Origin of the sequence: Roseovarius sp. A46 (assembly GCF_004126395.1) — a bacterium.
Classification (GTDB): domain Bacteria; phylum Pseudomonadota; class Alphaproteobacteria; order Rhodobacterales; family Rhodobacteraceae; genus Roseovarius; species Roseovarius nitratireducens.
The window spans coordinates 14,072-29,459 of sequence record NZ_PVWS01000028.1 but is presented as its reverse complement, the minus strand read 5'-3'; the positions used below and the strand labels follow the sequence as shown (position 1 = coordinate 29,459).

The window sequence follows — 15,388 nt, the reverse complement described above, 5'->3', positions numbered from 1 at the left end:
TGCGCGCGCCCTCAGTTGAAGTTGGCATGGACGGCGTTGATCGCCGCCTGGTCGAGATTGACGCCCGCGCGCTCTCGAATATCGTTGGCGAGAAGCTGGAACAGATCCAGCGCCCGCGCGCTCTCGATCTGCGTGCGCAGGCTCTCGGCGATGCGCGCAAGATCGGGGTCGTCTTCGGCCGGGGGGGCGATCTCGTCGAGGCGCAGGATATGGATACGGCCCGCGCCCTCGATCACGCGCACCTCGCCCTCAGACATTGAGAACACCGTCTCGACGAAATCCGGCGGTGCGTCGGCGCGGTAATCGCGCCGCGTGATGCCGTCGAGCTCGGTCGGCGATAGCCCCTGCGCGGCAAAGCTCTCGCCGCTGCGCAAGGCCTCGATGGCGGGTGCGGCCTGTTCCTTGAGCGCCGTGACCACCGCCTGCCGGCGCCAGCCCCGCTCTACCGCGTCGCGCACCTCTTCGAGCGGGCGGATGCTTGGCTCGCGGGTTCCGTCGAGACGCAGCGCAAAGGCCCCGCCATCGCCCAGCGCCTCGATCTGCGGGTAGTCACCTTGCTGCACCTCGGTCGCTGCCGTGCGAAACGCCGGGTAGCCGGCGATTCCCTCGGCAAGCTCCGGATGCCAGGCGATCTCGCCAAGCTCCATCTCGGTCTGCTGCGCCACTTCCTCCAGCGTCGCGCCTGCGGCGAGCATGTCGTCCGCGGTCTCCGACACGGTGTCGATCACCCGGCGCGCACGGTCGGCGGCCAGCGTGCTGCGCAATTGCGGCTCGGCTTCCTCGAACGGCGTGGTGCGCGCCGCGAGCACCGCGTTGACGCGAAACAGCGCCGGGCCCAGGTCGGTCTCGACCGGGCCGGTCACCTCGCCCGCCGGCGTGTCGAACACCGCATCGGCGGCGGGGCCCAGATCGGCGGCGCTCACGTCGCCCAGGTCCACATCGCCCATGTCGAGCCCGCGCTCCGTGACCAGCGTCTCGAAATCCTCGCCCGCCTCGATCCGGGCCATCGCATCGCGCGCGGCGGCCTCGTCGGAAAAGACCAGCCGCTCGACCAGCCGCCGCTCGGGCGTGTTGAACTCGGCCTCGCGCTCCTCGTAGGCGGCGCGCAGCGCGGCCTCGTCCACCTCGACCGTATCGACGAGCATTTCCGGCGTGACCCGCACATAGGTGATCTGCCGTGTCTCTGGCGTGGTGAATTCGGGCAGGTGGGATTGGTGGTAGGCGCGCAGCTCCTCCTCGGTGGGCGCGGGCAGACCGGTCCGCAGATCGCCGCGGTCCAGCATGGCAAAGGCCAGGCTGCTCCGCTCGCCGAGATAGCTCAGCAGCGTATCGACCTGGGCCTCGGGCGCCGACACCCCGGCGAGCGCCGCGTCCTGCACCAGGGATGCCGCTGTCTCGGCGCGGATGCTGGCCTCGAACTCGGCTTCGTTCAGACCCGCCTGCTCCAGCGCGAAACGATAGGATTCGCGGTCGAACCCGCCACCCGCGCCCTGGAACGCCTGGATCGACACGATCTCGTCGCGCAGCGTCTCGTCGCCCACAGATATCCCGAGCACATGTGCCTCATGTTCGAGCGCGGCTTGCGAGACGAGGCGCGACAGCACCCGCCGGTCTAGCCCCGCCGCCTCGGCCTCGGCCATGCTTATCGACTCGCCCCGCTCGGCGGCAAGCGCCTCGATCTCGTTACGCAGCGCGCGGGCATAGGTCTGCACGTCGATCTCGGCGGTCCCGACCGAGCCGATGCTCTGCACCCGCCCGCCCAGATTGGTGATACCGAAACCGCCGAGCCCGATGATGAGAAGCCCCATGAGGATCCACATCGCACCCTTGGAAATGCTCTTGCCCGCCATCGTCACCCCTGCCGGTTTTCTCAGTCCGGACCTGTCTATGCGCTGCGCCGGGGCGGGGCAAGGGGCCGCGCCGGGCGCCGGTCAGGCCCCGCGATAGGGCTCGACATATTGCAGCGCCATGTCCCACGGAAAGAAGATCCAGGTATCCTGGCTCACCTCGGTGACAAAGGTGTGGACCTGCGCGCGCCCCAGCGGCTTGGCATAGACGGTGGCGACATGCGCCCGCGGCAGGTGCGCGCGGACCACCTCCAGCGTGCGGCCGGTATCGACCAGGTCATCGACGATCAGCACGCCCGCGCCGTCGCCCACCACGCCCGCGTCCGGCGACTTGATGACCACCGGTTCGGATTGGGTCTGGTGATTGTAGGATTTCACGCTGATCGTATCGACCACGCGGATATCAAGCTCGCGCGCGACGATCATCGCCGGGGCCATGCCGCCGCGGGTGATCGCCACCACTGCGCGCCAGCCGGTCTCGGGCGCCTCGCCCTGCAACCGCCAGGCAAGCGCGCGCGCATCGCGGTGGAGCTGATCCCAGCTTACGTGAAAGCCCTTTTCATGTGGCAGACGGTCCGGGGTCATGGCAATCACCTGTCAGTCAAGAGTTTGAGGCCGAGCGCACCGAGCATCATCGCCGCCGCGCGGTCGATCCACGGCTTGGCGCCGAGATAGACGCGCCGCGCGGGCGGCCCGCTCAGCAGTACGGCAAAGCCCGAATAGAACACCCATTCCACGGCCATGTGGTTGGCCGTGATGAGCGCGATTTCGGTGGCCGAGAGGCCCTTGGGAAACACCACGATCAGCACCGAGGCCGCGAACAGCACCGATTTCGGATTGCCCAGGTTGATGATCGCGCCATCGACAAACGCGCGCCCGCGCGGCTTGCGCGTGGCCTCCGCGACGGGGGCGCGCGCCGCCCGCCACGTCCTCCACGCGATATAGATCAGATAGGCCGCGCCGCCCAGCTTTAGCGCGGTGTAGGCCCACGGGAATAGCGTGAATACGGCCTCCAGTCCCAGCAATGCCGCCAGCGTCCAGCCCGCTGCCGCGAGCCCAAGCCCCATGCCCGCGGCGATCCCCGCGCCACGCCCGAAGGCCAGCGCCGTGCGCAGCGCAAACAACAGCGCCGGGCCGGGGCTGAGGAGTGCGGCGGCCAGAACGGCGTTAAAGGCAAGGAGATCGAGCGCGGTCACGGGACCTGCCCTCAGGTTGCGTCGATATCGGGGGCGTCGACGGCTTTCATGCCGACGACGTGATAGCCCGCATCCACGTGCAGCGTTTCGCCGGTCACGCCCGATCCGAGATCGCTGAGCATGTAGAGCGCCGAGCGGCCCACGTCGTCGATCGTCACGTTGCGCCGCAGCGGCGAATTGAGCTCGTTCCATTTCAGGATGTAGCGAAAGTCGCCGATGCCCGAGGCGGCCAGCGTGCGGATCGGCCCGGCGCTGATGGCGTTGACGCGAATGCCGTCCTTGCCGAGATCCTCGGCCATGTACTTCACCGACGCCTCCAGCGCCGCCTTGGCCACGCCCATGACGTTGTAATGCGGCATGACCTGTTCGGCGCCGTAATAGGTCAGCGTCAGCGCCGATCCGCCCGCGCCCATCATCTTTTCCGCGCGCTGCATCACGGCGGTGAAGGAATAGACCGAGATATCCATCGTGCGCAGGAAATTATCGCGGCTGGTATCGACGTAGCGGCCACGCAGCTCGTTCTTGTCGGAAAAGCCGATGGCGTGAACGATGAAATCGAGCCCGTCCCAGTACTGTCCGAGATCGGCGAAAAGCGCATCGACAGAGGCCATGTCGGCCACGTCGCAGGGCAGCACGATATTCGAGCCCAGTTCGGCGGCGAGCGGCCCGACCCGCTTTTTCAACGCTTCGCCCTGGTAGCTGAAGGCGAGATCGGCGCCGGCATCGGCGCATGCTTTGGCGATGCCCCACGCAATGGACTTGTCATTGGCAAGCCCCATGATAAGCCCGCGCTTGCCCGTCATCAGTGTGTTCGACATTCCCAGCCCCCGCCACATCGCTTTTGCCGACCTTTAGGCGATAGGGCAGGGTGCATCAAGCCCGCCCGCACTCTGCCGGGGCGGCCGGTGGGCGGAGATTGACGTTGACTTGGCGTCGCGTCACCCCAAACTCGCATGAAACGAAGGCTGGAGCAGACGAATGGAACGAGAAGGAATATTCGCGGGCGATGACCCTTTTGTGATCGCGCGGCGTTGGCTAGACGAGGCCGGGGGGACGGAAATCAACGATCCCAACGCGATGTCGCTTGCCACGGCGGACGCGCAGGGCATGCCCAATGTGCGGATGGTCCTGCTCAAGGAGATCGCGGCGGACGGGTTCGTCTTCTACACCAATTACGGCTCGGCCAAGGGCCGCGAGCTTGACGCACGCCCGATGGCGGCAGGGGTGCTGCACTGGAAGTCGCTGCGTCGGCAGCTTCGCTTTCGCGGCCATGTCACGCGCGAGGAGGGGCAGAAGGCGGATGCCTATTTCGCCTCCCGCTCGCTCAAGAGCCGGCTTGGCGCGTGGGCGTCCGAGCAGTCGCGACCGCTCGCCTCGCGCACCGCGCTTATGGCCGAGGTCGCCCGCGTGACGGCGCAAAAGGGAACGAATCCGCCGCGACCACCCTTTTGGGGAGGTTTCAAGATCACGCCGATTGAGATTGAATTCTGGGCGGACGGGGCGTTTCGCCTTCACGACCGGTTTGCGTGGCGTCGCAAGGCGGCTGGCGAGGTGTGGGAAATTCTGCGGCTCAACCCCTGAATTTCGCGTTGCGTGAAATGCAAGGGTTTGTGTTGCAAGGGGATTTTTGGGTTGCATACGGGTTCTAATATGACGCATCTGTGAAAACGGTCTTGGGGATGAAGGCTGTTAGGTAGGACAGAGTGACAACAGACGAGAATGAAATTCGCCGGGTCAGGGGCCGGGTGAAATGGTTCGATCCGGTCAAGGGCTTTGGCTTCGTGCTGGCCGACGAGGGCGGACCTGACATCTTGCTGCACGCCAACGTGCTGCGTAATTTCGGGCAAAGCTCTGTCGCCGACCGCGCCGGGGTGGAGCTTGACGTGCAGGATACCGCGCGCGGACGGCAGGCGGTCCAGGTTCACGCCATCGAGCCTCCCGAGGATTCCGACAGCACCGGGCTCGCCGACCTGGAGGAGGTGGACGAGGCCGCGCTGCGCGCCGTCCCGCTGGAACCCGCGCGGATCAAGTGGTTCGACAAGGGCAAGGGCTTCGGCTTTGCCAACACCTTCGGTAGCGCCGAGGACGTGTTCCTGCATATCGAGGTTCTGCGCCGCTCCGGGCTCGCCGATGTCCAGCCCGGCGAGGCGCTGGCCATTCGCGTGATCGATGGTAAAAGGGGACGGATGGCGACCGAGGTGTGTGGATGGGAAGCGGCGATTCGCTCAGACGACTGATCGGGGCAATCGTCTTGGTGCTTGCGGGCGGTGCGGCGATGGCCGGGACCTGCCGCGAGGGCACGGCGCAACTGCGCGGCCCGGGGGGCGAGGCGGTATTCCGCGTCGAGACCGCCGATACCGAGGCCGAACGCGCGCAGGGGTTGATGAACCGCGAGTCTCTCGCCGCCTCCGCCGGGATGCTGTTCGTCTACCCGCGCCCGCAGCAGGTGGGCTTCTGGATGAAAAACACGCTCATCCCTCTCGACATGATCTTCATGGATGCCAGCGGCACGGTGCGCCGCGTCCACCACGAGGCGCAGCCCCACGATACCCGCCCGATCATGGGCGGTAACGGCATACAGACCGTGCTCGAGGTCAACGGCGGAATGGCGCGGCGGATCGGTATCGCGCCGGGATGGGAAATGCGTCACCCGGCCGTCGATCAAGAGGCCGCTGCCTGGCCCTGCGACGCGGCACAATAACCTCCGCGCCGCCCCGGTTTCCGCTTTCCAATCCGCGCGATGGCGATTATCTAGTCGCATGGTCCGGGGCGTGGCGCAGTCTGGTAGCGCACCTGTTTTGGGTACAGGGGGTCGTGAGTTCGAATCTCGCCGCCCCGACCATCCCGCCGACCAAGGCGCGTGCACGAGCACATCTTTCATGCAATTCTTCAGCTTGCCCTGCTAAGCGCCGGTGGTCCCAGCGGTTTCCCGTGTCGCGCCACGCGTGGAGGAATCACGGTCCGGCGAGCCGCCCTGCGTGACCATCACAGTCAAATGGTTTTTCGGCCGCCGGAGCGATTTTTTTCGTTGACCTGAGACCGTAATCTACGTCAGTTTGTGTGGGCGGACTGCAGAGCCACAATATATAGTGGCCAGGCCCGCGGGACGGTAAACCAGACATGAACCAAGCGGAGCAGCCGGAACGGTGCCCGCGCCCGTTCCGGGCGCAACGGGCGCGACCGGACGAGCCAGCCGCATCAGGGCCAAAAACCCGCAAGCAACGCGATTATGGGGCAGAGACAATGAAAATCGAACGCAAATTCACCACCGCCGGTCAGGACGCCTACACCGCGCTGGACTTCGTGACCACCAGCTCCGAGATCCGCAACCCGGACGGCAGCACCGTGTTCCGTCTCGACGAGATCGAGGTGCCCGCCGGCTGGAGCCAGGTCGCCAGCGACGTGATCGCGCAGAAATATTTCCGCAAGGCGGGCGTGCCCAACAAGCTGGAGCGCGTGAAGGAAAAGGGCGTGCCCGAATTCCTGTGGCGCTCGCGCGCGGCAAAGGACAATGACGGCTTTAGCGGCGAGACCAGCGCGCGCCAGGTGTTCGACCGGCTCGCCGGTGCCTGGGCCTACTGGGGCTGGAAGGGCGGCTATTTCACCACCGAGGCCGACGCTCGCGCCTATTTCGACGAGATGCGCGTGATGCTCGCCCGCCAGATGGCGGCGCCCAACTCGCCACAATGGTTCAACACCGGCCTGCACTGGGCCTATGGCATCGACGGGCCGGGGCAGGGCCACTACTACGTCGATCACGAGACCGGCAAGCTCACCCGCTCGAAATCCGCCTACGAGCATCCGCAGCCCCACGCCTGCTTCATCCAGTCGGTGCGCGACGACCTGGTGGGCGACGGCGGCATCATGGACCTTTGGGTGCGCGAGGCGCGGCTGTTCAAGTACGGATCGGGCACCGGCACCAACTTCTCCTCGCTTCGTGCCGAAGGCGAAAAGCTCTCGGGCGGCGGCAAATCCTCGGGCCTCATGGGCTTTCTCAAGATCGGCGACCGCGCGGCGGGCGCGATCAAGTCGGGCGGCACCACGCGCCGCGCCGCCAAGATGGTGATCTGCGATGCCGATCACCCCGATATCGAGGAATTCATCAACTGGAAGGTCAAGGAAGAGCAGAAGGTCGCCTCGATCGTCGCCGGCTCCAAGGCCCACGAGGCCAGGCTCAACGAGATATTCACCGCGATCCGCGAATGGGACGGCAGCACCGAGGACGCGGTCGACCCGGGCAAGAACGCGGCCCTCAAGATGGCCATTCGCGGCGCGAAACGGGCGCACATCCCCGAAACCTACGTCAAGCGCGTGCTCGATTACGCCAAGCAGGGCTATGGCAGCATCGAGTTCCCGACCTACGACACCGATTGGGACTCCGAGGCCTATGCCAGCGTCTCGGGCCAGAATTCCAACAACTCGATCCGCGTGACCGATGCCTTCCTCAAGGCGGTAAAGGATGACGGCGACTGGTCGCTGATCAACCGCGTGGACGGTTCGGTGGCCAAGACCATCAAGGCCCGCGACCTGTGGGAAGATGTCGGCCACGCCGCGTGGGCCTGCGCCGATCCGGGCATTCAGTATCACGATACGGTCAATGCCTGGCACACCTGCCCAGAGGATGGCGCGATCCGCGGCTCCAACCCGTGCTCGGAATACATGTTCCTCGACGACACGGCCTGCAACCTCGCCTCGATGAACCTGCTCAAGTTCTACGAGGATGGCGCGTTCGACGCCGAATCCTACATGCACGCCACGCGCCTCTGGACCGTGACGCTGGAAATCAGCGTGCTGATGGCACAGTTCCCGTCGAAGGAGATCGCGCGGCTCAGTTTTGATTTCCGCACGCTGGGCCTTGGCTATGCCAATATCGGCGGGCTCCTGATGAACATGGGGCTGGGCTACGATTCCGACGAGGGCCGCGCCATGTGCGGCGCGCTCACCGCGATCATGACCGGTGTCGCCTATGCCACCTCGGCCGAGATGGCGGGCGAGCTGGGTGCCTTCGCGGGCTACGAGCGCAACGCGCAGCACATGCTGCGGGTCATCCGCAACCACGGTCGCGCCGCGCGTGGCGAGACCGAGGGCTACGAGGCGCTGGCGGTCAAGCCCGTGCCGCTCGATCACGCCAACTGCCCCGATGCGCGGCTCGCCAAACTGGCGGTCGCGGCGTGGGACGAGGCGCTGAAACTGGGCGAGGCGCACGGCTATCGCAACGCACAGACCACGGTGATCGCCCCCACCGGGACGATCGGGCTGGTGATGGATTGCGACACCACCGGCATCGAACCCGATTTCGCGCTCGTCAAGTTCAAGAAGCTGGCTGGCGGCGGCTATTTCAAGATCATCAACCAGTCGGTGCCGGCGGCGCTCGCCAAGCTGGGCTATCGCCCGGCGCAGATCGAGGAAATCGTCAGCTACGCGGTTGGCCACGGCAGCCTCGGCAACGCACCGGGGATCAACCACACCTCGCTCATCGGCCACGGCTTCGGCGAGAAGGAACTGGCGCGCGTGGAAAAGTCGCTCGGCGCGGCCTTCGACATCCGCTTCGTGTTCAACCAGTGGACACTGGGCGAGGAATTCTGCCGCGAGGCGCTCGGCATTCCGGCGGAAAAGCTCAACGACCCCACCTTCGACCTGCTGGCGTCGCTGGGCTATTCGCGGCGCGAGATCGAGGCGGCCAACGATCACGTCTGTGGCACCATGACGCTCGAGGGTGCGCCGCATCTCGACCCGGCGCATTACCATGTCTTCGACTGCGCCAATCCCTGCGGTCGCAAGGGTCGCCGCTTCCTCGGCGTGGATAGCCATATCCACATGATGGCCGCGGCACAGAGCTTCATCTCGGGCGCGATCTCCAAGACGATCAACATGCCCAACGACGCCACCATCGAGGATTGCCAAAAGGCGTACGAGCTGTCCTGGTCGCTGGGCGTCAAGGCAAACGCGCTCTACCGTGACGGCTCCAAGCTCAGCCAGCCGCTGGCAAGCGCGCTGGTCGAGGATGACGACGAGGCCGCCGAGGTGCTGGAGTCCGGCAGCACGCACGAGAAAGCCGCCGTTCTCGCCGAGAAGATCGTCGAGAAGGTGGTGATCAAGGAAGTGATCCGCGCCGCCCGCGACAAGCTGCCCGAGCGTCGCAAGGGCTACACCCAGAAGGCCATCGTCGGCGGGCACAAGGTGTATCTGCGCACCGGCGAATATGCCGACGGCAAGCTGGGCGAGATCTTCATCGACATGCACAAGGAAGGCGCGGGCTTCCGCGCGATGATGAACAATTTCGCCATCGCCGTCTCGGTCGGCCTGCAATACGGCGTGCCGCTCGAGGAATTCGTCGATGCCTTCACCTTCACCAAGTTCGAGCCCTCGGGCATGGTGCAGGGCAATGACAGCATCAAGAACGCCACCTCGATCCTCGACTACATCTTCCGCGAACTCGCGGTGAGCTATCTCGACCGCACCGATCTCGCGCATGTCAAACCCTCGGGCGCGTCCTTCGACGATCTCGGCCGCGGCGAAGAGGAAGGCGTGAGCAATATCTCCGAGATGTCTGGCGAGGCGGCGAACCGGTCGCTGGAGGTGCTCAAGCAGATCAGCTCCTCGGGCTACCTGCGCAAGCGCCTGCCACAAGAGCTTGTCGTGTTGCAGGGCGGGCAGGGGGTCGGCACCGCCGGGCGCGGCGGCGACGTGGCCATGGCCGTGCAAGGCAGCACCGAAACGATCGGGATCAGCCGCACCGCCATCGCCGCCTCCGCCACCGCGACATCCATGGACGCCCGGACCAAGGCCCGGATGCAGGGCTACGAGGGCGAGGCCTGTGGCGAATGCGGCAACTACACGCTGGTCAGGAACGGCACCTGCATGAAGTGCAACACCTGCGGCTCGACGAGCGGGTGTAGCTGAGCAGGTCAACAGGTTCGGGGGCGGGTGCGCTCGCCCCGGACGCGGATCGGACACACAGGCAGAGATATGGTCGGGCAGCAACGTACCATCCGATCCGCGAAACTGAAGGGGGCCAACGGCCCCCTCTTTTTTCGCCCGGTCCATCCCCACCGGGACACCGGCGAAATACCGACAGAATACCGACGCGATACAGCCCGGCATTCTCCCTCCCCAAACCGCCATATTTTCCCTTGTAACCCGCCCCCACCCCCCGCTATACGCGTCGGCGGAGACGTGGCCGAGTGGTCGAAGGCGCTCCCCTGCTAAGGGAGTAGGCCCGGAAGGGTCTCGTGGGTTCGAATCCCATCGTCTCCGCCATCACACCTAAGCTTTTGATTTGTATGGTTAAAACTGTACGTGGTACGTCCTATGACGAGGTACATGTTGGACCACATCAAGCCCGGCAACAGCGCGTCAGGTTCGCAGGAGCCTGACATGCAGTATCTCACTAAGCCTCGTGGGCGTGGTTATTCGCTTCGCATGGCTACGCCAAACGCCCTCGTGGGCACGGAAAACCCTTGGACTGGTAAGCCTTTCGGCAACGAGATCAAGCTCGGCCTGCATACTAAACGACATGCTGAGGCAGTCCGTATGAGGGACGTGCGCTTAGGGCAAATCAGGCAGTTGGAGGCGGATGCTCTTGCGAACAAGGGGAAGAAGAGCATCGGCAAGATCATTGACCTAAGTCCTGAGAGCGCTGCTGAGTGGCGGCGGGCGATGGACGAGGCGGAAGACCCATCCGCGATTGATCACGTCCTCACAAACGAACTGGAGAGGGCTGACGAGGCAGGTAGAGGAGAAGAGGCTGAGGCCTTCGGGAAGATGGTCTTCAAGGGTGCTGTGCCGCTGGAGGCGGCGCTTGAGACGTATCTGGAAGAACGCAAGGAGGGAAACCCATTCGGGTATGACCCATTGGCCGTGACAACCGCCTTGAACGTGAGAGCGTCAGTCAAGCACTTGATGGCCTTCCTTGGCAGTGAAACCCCTACGCTGAATGACGTCACGCCGGACAAGGTGTTCGAATTCAGGATGGAATACTTGCCACTGGTGGCGAAGGTGAAGGCGCAGACTGTTGCCAAGCATATGACGCTGCTCAGAGGGATGTGGGCATGGGCAATTTCGGACAAAAAATTCCTCAAGACGAAGAACGGCAAGCCCGTTCGCAATCCGTGGATTGTGGAGGAGAGGGGCACTCCAAAGAGGAAGGCCGCGAAACGACCTCCAGAAGAAACGAGAACTGCCTTTACCGCCGAGGAGGTCACCAAGCTCTTGCAAGGCTTTCCGGCGTGGGGCAGCAGGCAAGGTGACTTGCTGAGGCTGGCGTTGGCATCAGGCTGCAGGATCGACGAGGTCGGGGCGCTCAAACTGCAACATGTGAAGCAGGATGGGTCAGGCTTCATGATTGCGAAAGGCAAGACTGCAAGTGCGCGGCGCTACGTGCCATTGGTTGAAGAAGCCCAGCGCCTACTGGCCTATCGGGTCGAGTTGGCGACAAGAAAGGAAGAGGGCAAGCCCAGAGAGGAGCGGAGGCTCTTTCCTGAGTGGCCGCTCAAGCCATCTACGCAGAAGGTCAACGCTGCCTCTCAATGGTTCACGAGATACCGGCGTCAGGTGCTTGGGTCGGCATCGGACGGCAGGTTGGTCTTGCACTCATTCCGTCACACTTGGGGCACATTGGCGAGACGGGCCGGGGTGCCTGAGGATCGGAGATATGAGCTTGGAGGCTGGGTAGGTAAACAAGATGCCGCGAGTGTTTATGAGCATGGTCTGCTAGAGGCCCAGCTCCAAGAGGTCCAGCGTGATGTCTGGGCGGAATTCCGGGCAAACGGATACCTCGAAGCGTTCTGATGGGTTCATGCTTCCCCGTCCACCTGGACGACGAGGAAGGAGCGCAACATGAGCTTCGGTTAATGGCCCACCATTGAAGGAAGGGCATCGGTCTTGTGGTCGATGGTCGGAAGACAAGAGCTTCAGCTGAAGCATGACCATTGCCGCTCCTTCATTTGGTCCGTTGCTTGCTAAGGCTGTCCCTTGCGCAGGCCAAAAGCGACCCATGCTATCCACTGTGGCTTGGTGTCCTCTCCTCGTGGACGACGAGGACACGGTGCGACCACAGCTAGTCTTCAGGATGACTGGAGGCGGTCGGAGGTGGTGGCATGGGATGACTTTGGTTCGCCTGAGGGGCAGCTGAAGCTGTGACAAGGGTATGCAGCCTCAGGGCGTACATTCTGCATAGGTAGCGGACCGTACAGCGACAGACGAAACAGCAACGGAACGCAGAATATGACAAAGGAAATCCAAGGACTTACCCGGAAGAAGAAGGCCAAGGTGAAGCCTTCGGAGGTCGTAACGAGACCTGACGACTTCCAGTATCGCGAGAACGAGGTCGAGAACCACCACGTAGAGGACTTGGCGATCCTCATCAGGCAGGGGCGTCCGGTAGACCCACTGGACGTTTGGCAGGACGACACGACAGGGGAACTGGTGGTCATCGACGGGCATCATCGCCACGCGGCGTTCAAGCGAACCACGACCGCAAAGAAGGTTCCCATTGTGATCTGGCAAGGCAGGCTCGAGGACGCTCGGCTCCATGCGCTGCGAGAGAACGCCAAGGCCCGTCTCCCGATGACGGCTACCGAGAAGAGTAATGCGGCATGGAGGCTGGTGTGTTTCAAGACCGATGACGCGCAGCCAAAGCCGCTCTACAGCAAGGCGCGGGTCGTCAAGACTGCCGGAGTATCAGAAGGCACAGTAGCGTCCATGAGACGGACACTCAGGCTGCTTGAAAGCTCAGACGACCCCGAGGTCCCAGACACTTGGCAGGGCGCTCTCGCGCTCCTCAAGGGGCAGCAGCGGGAGGAGCTTGATGACGATGAACGGGAGGCGCTTATCCAAGAGCGAACCGCGAAGCTCGACGAGAAAGTCGGAAAGGAGATTGCGACGATGGCGGACATACAGATCGACGCGGTGGCCCGGATGCTGGAGAAGCGGCTAGGGTCCAAGGTCCGCAGACTGGCCGACTGGTGGCGGGACGTGGACGCAATCGGGGATGAGTTCGAGGAGGATGGTGAGGAGTTTCAGTTTTAGTCTGACCTTCGACGATGGGACCCGGATTGTTTGTAGCCCACACATGTGAGGGGCCTATTTCACATACGGCAGACGATCCGGTTCCCCCATAGGGACTGAGGGAGGGAGTCCTGACGACGAGGACGCCCAACCTTTCAACCTCCTTCGGGCAAGCTCTCTCCTCAGCGCTGACGCGGAAGTTAAGTACAGTCGCTACGCACCCAGACACAGCACGAGTGCGCTTGCGGCGTTCGACGGCCTGTTGTCCGCAAGGGTATAGGCCTGCGTACACCTCCGGGAGAGTCCGAAAGGGTGTCCACAAGGGTTGACGTGGGCCTACGTACACCATATTCAGCGGACAGAACCCAAACGTACACGAGGATACCATGACCAAGACCATCTTCTACGCGCGTGTTTCCACCGCTGACCAAACGCTTGATCACCAGAAGGCGCAGGCCGAGGCGGCAGGCTTCGAGATTGACGAGGTGATCGCTGACCACGGGGTCTCAGGCGTAAGCACGACGCTGGGGGAGAGGCCAGAGGGCAAGCGGCTCTTCGACAAGCTGCGCCATGGGGACACGCTGGTAGTGCGCTGGGTGGACCGGCTGGGCCGGAACTATCAGGACGTCACCGACACGATCCGGCACTTCATGCGACAAGGGGTCGTGGTGAAGACCGTGATCAATGGCCTGACCTTCGACGGGGCCACACAAGACCCCATGCAGGAGGCCGTGAGAGACGCACTGATCGCCTTCATGGCGGCAACGGCACAGGCGCAGGCGGAGGCCACGAAGGAAGCCCAGAAGGCTGGCATAGAGGCCGCACGGCAGGACAAGGTCAAGTACCGGGGCAAGAAGCCCAGCTACGACCGAGAGACGCTGGGTGTGGTCGTGGACATGTTGGGCAATGGGGCAGGGGCATCGGAGATCAGCAAGGCGACAGGGCTGACGCGGCAGACTGTGCTACGGATCAGGAAGGACCCAGCAGGTGCTGAGGAGGTGTTAGGTCGGTGGGGAATGTGAAGTGACGTGTCTTTCCTGTGATTTGTGGTTGTGTACACACTATCTTGACGCGAATGCAATATATGGGGTATAAGGTGAACATCGAGTCAATATTTAGGTGATCACTTGGTGACAACCAACATCGACGTCGAAGGTCCTTGGAAGGGATTTCCTGCCGCGCAAATCAAGACGGCCTTTGCCAAGCATATGAAGGCCAGCGAATACCCAGAAGAGTTTGAGGGTGTGGCTATGGGGATTAAGCCCCACCCAGAGCGCAATGTTACCATCATCAAAGACGAGATTGAGGTATCTGCGAAAAAGCGCGATGGGCACAATGCCCCATGTAACATCTGCCTCACACGCAACAAATGGCGTCAGGAAGGCATCTTGGTGGCTGACAGTGAAGGGTGGCTGTTCCTTGTGGGGAGTGATTGCGCCAAGAAGCACTTCGGGGATGCAGTATTCAACAAGGAACATCGTAGGTACCGCGCAGATGAGGAAGAGAAAACTGGTGGGGAGTTTTTGCTCAAACGGATAGATCATATCCCCGACCTCGTCGCCTATGCTCAGATACTGCAGCGGATGGCATCTGAGACCTCTAATCCCCATTCAAGCCTACACAAGGCGAGGAAAGCTGTGAGTGTGTTTCGAAAGGCCGTCGACAAAGATGATGGATGGCTGAGTGTGGAAGGCGAGAGGTCTGTTATTCTGCCAGATGGCAGGGAGACCACAGAGGGAACATTTGAAAAAGTTGCGCGAATACGGGGCCGGAGCGTCCTGAAGGGAAAGAATGTCGCACCTGACAAAGCGTCTGAAGCTGTGGAAATACTGGAGAGGTTCGGCAGCACAGAAGACGAGCGACTCGACGTCATTGCCAAGGCTGAAGAGCAACGGAAACTTGCCGAGCTAGCCACCGCTTACCGCCATGCCGTGAAGGCACTGCATGAGGTGCGCGAGATTGTTCAGGATTTCAGGGTGTTCTTTGGCCCAGAGAACTTCAAGGGGCTGGAGGCTTGGGCTGAACACCGAAAATGTCCTCTGGACATTATTGTCACGTCATCGGGTAACGAACGGACGCTTGAGGTCGATGGAATGCGGAGGAGGTGCGTAATCAACGTCAAGCCACTGATGGAGGAACTTCCAGACAAACCGGCCTGCATGGATTGAAGTCGACGTGTGGTACATCTCGACCTATGGGCGGAAATGTCCTACATTGCCCGTGTAAGTATCTGAAAACAATGGATGTGGGAATAATGAGATCGTATCCCATCGTCTCCGCCATTTGCCCAGAACTGGCAATTATCTCTAAAAATCAAATACATAGACGTGGCAGAGA

Annotated in this window: 12 protein-coding genes and 2 tRNA genes; 10 read left to right on the top strand and 4 right to left on the bottom strand. The window is 62.9% G+C overall.

The genetic code is table 11. The features are described 5' to 3' along the window. Nucleotides 1-11: 11 nt before the first annotated feature. From C6W92_RS13825 to fabI, 4 genes are all read right to left on the bottom strand, one after another. Nucleotides 12-1,850 carry a peptidyl-prolyl cis-trans isomerase gene (locus C6W92_RS13825; RefSeq protein ID WP_129434221.1) on the bottom strand — a complete coding sequence of 613 codons (1,839 nt, stop codon included), beginning with the start codon at nt 1,848-1,850 and terminating at the stop codon, nt 12-14. Between the two features lie 81 nt (nt 1,851-1,931). Beyond that, nucleotides 1,932-2,432: a xanthine phosphoribosyltransferase gene (gene gpt / locus C6W92_RS13820; RefSeq protein WP_129434219.1), complete on the bottom strand. Its 501-nt coding sequence runs from the start codon at nt 2,430-2,432 to the stop codon at nt 1,932-1,934. A 5-nt stretch (nt 2,433-2,437) separates the two neighbouring features. Beyond that, a complete protein-coding gene (locus tag C6W92_RS13815; protein WP_129434217.1) occupies nt 2,438-3,043 on the bottom strand; it encodes a LysE family translocator in 606 nt (201 codons plus the stop codon). A gap of 11 nt (nt 3,044-3,054) precedes the next feature. Continuing rightward, a complete protein-coding gene (gene fabI, locus C6W92_RS13810; protein WP_129434215.1) occupies nt 3,055-3,861 on the bottom strand; it encodes an enoyl-ACP reductase FabI in 807 nt (268 codons plus the stop codon). Between the two features lie 160 nt (nt 3,862-4,021). On the opposite strand from fabI, the gene pdxH reads away from it, so the two are divergent. The 10 genes from pdxH (at nt 4,022) to C6W92_RS13760 (ending at nt 15,219) form a co-directional block, all read left to right on the top strand. Further along, a complete protein-coding gene (gene pdxH, locus C6W92_RS13805) occupies nt 4,022-4,624 on the top strand; it encodes a pyridoxamine 5'-phosphate oxidase (RefSeq protein ID WP_129434213.1) in 603 nt (200 codons plus the stop codon). Between the two features lie 122 nt (nt 4,625-4,746). After that, the gene (locus C6W92_RS13800; RefSeq protein ID WP_129434211.1) at nt 4,747-5,280 is read left to right on the top strand and encodes a cold shock domain-containing protein; all 534 of its coding nucleotides are present in this window, start codon (nt 4,747-4,749) and stop codon (nt 5,278-5,280) included. Next, nucleotides 5,250-5,744 (top strand): DUF192 domain-containing protein, encoded by a 495-nt coding sequence (locus C6W92_RS13795; protein ID WP_129434209.1) that lies wholly within the window; start codon nt 5,250-5,252, stop codon nt 5,742-5,744. Before C6W92_RS13800 ends, C6W92_RS13795 begins: the two co-directional genes overlap by 31 nt. Nucleotides 5,745-5,808: 64 nt before the next feature. Next, a tRNA-Pro gene (locus C6W92_RS13790) sits at nt 5,809-5,885 on the top strand. Nucleotides 5,886-6,286: 401 nt separating this feature from the next. After that, complete coding sequence (locus C6W92_RS13785; RefSeq protein WP_129434207.1) at nt 6,287-9,946, top strand: vitamin B12-dependent ribonucleotide reductase; 3,660 nt, start codon at nt 6,287-6,289, stop codon at nt 9,944-9,946. Between the two features lie 267 nt (nt 9,947-10,213). Next, a tRNA-Ser gene (locus C6W92_RS13780) sits at nt 10,214-10,303 on the top strand. 117 nt (nt 10,304-10,420) lie between these two features. After that, nucleotides 10,421-11,833: a tyrosine-type recombinase/integrase gene (locus C6W92_RS13775; RefSeq protein WP_164989242.1), complete on the top strand. Its 1,413-nt coding sequence runs from the start codon at nt 10,421-10,423 to the stop codon at nt 11,831-11,833. Between the two features lie 435 nt (nt 11,834-12,268). After that, nucleotides 12,269-13,072, top strand: a complete 804-nt coding sequence (locus tag C6W92_RS13770) for a ParB N-terminal domain-containing protein (RefSeq protein WP_129434203.1) — start codon at nt 12,269-12,271, stop codon at nt 13,070-13,072. 365 nt (nt 13,073-13,437) lie between these two features. Beyond that, a complete protein-coding gene (locus tag C6W92_RS13765) occupies nt 13,438-14,073 on the top strand; it encodes a recombinase family protein (RefSeq protein ID WP_129434201.1) in 636 nt (211 codons plus the stop codon). Between the two features lie 108 nt (nt 14,074-14,181). After that, complete coding sequence (locus tag C6W92_RS13760; protein ID WP_129434199.1) at nt 14,182-15,219, top strand: hypothetical protein; 1,038 nt, start codon at nt 14,182-14,184, stop codon at nt 15,217-15,219. Nucleotides 15,220-15,388 lie beyond the last annotated feature (169 nt).

Bases quoted from the DNA above. Each gene is read 5' to 3' on its own strand.
- fabI (WP_129434215.1), bottom strand. From the start codon at position 3,861: ATGTCGAACACACTGATGACGGGCAAGCGCGGGCTTATCATGGGGCTT.
- C6W92_RS13825 (WP_129434221.1), bottom strand. From the start codon at position 1,850: ATGGCGGGCAAGAGCATTTCCAAGGGTGCGATGTGGATCCTCATGGGG.
- C6W92_RS13785 (WP_129434207.1), top strand. From the start codon at position 6,287: ATGAAAATCGAACGCAAATTCACCACCGCCGGTCAGGACGCCTACACC.
- gpt (WP_129434219.1), bottom strand. From the start codon at position 2,432: ATGACCCCGGACCGTCTGCCACATGAAAAGGGCTTTCACGTAAGCTGG.
- pdxH (WP_129434213.1), top strand. From the start codon at position 4,022: ATGGAACGAGAAGGAATATTCGCGGGCGATGACCCTTTTGTGATCGCG.
- C6W92_RS13775 (WP_164989242.1), top strand. From the start codon at position 10,421: ATGCAGTATCTCACTAAGCCTCGTGGGCGTGGTTATTCGCTTCGCATG.
- C6W92_RS13795 (WP_129434209.1), top strand. From the start codon at position 5,250: ATGGGAAGCGGCGATTCGCTCAGACGACTGATCGGGGCAATCGTCTTG.
- C6W92_RS13770 (WP_129434203.1), top strand. From the start codon at position 12,269: ATGACAAAGGAAATCCAAGGACTTACCCGGAAGAAGAAGGCCAAGGTG.
- C6W92_RS13765 (WP_129434201.1), top strand. From the start codon at position 13,438: ATGACCAAGACCATCTTCTACGCGCGTGTTTCCACCGCTGACCAAACG.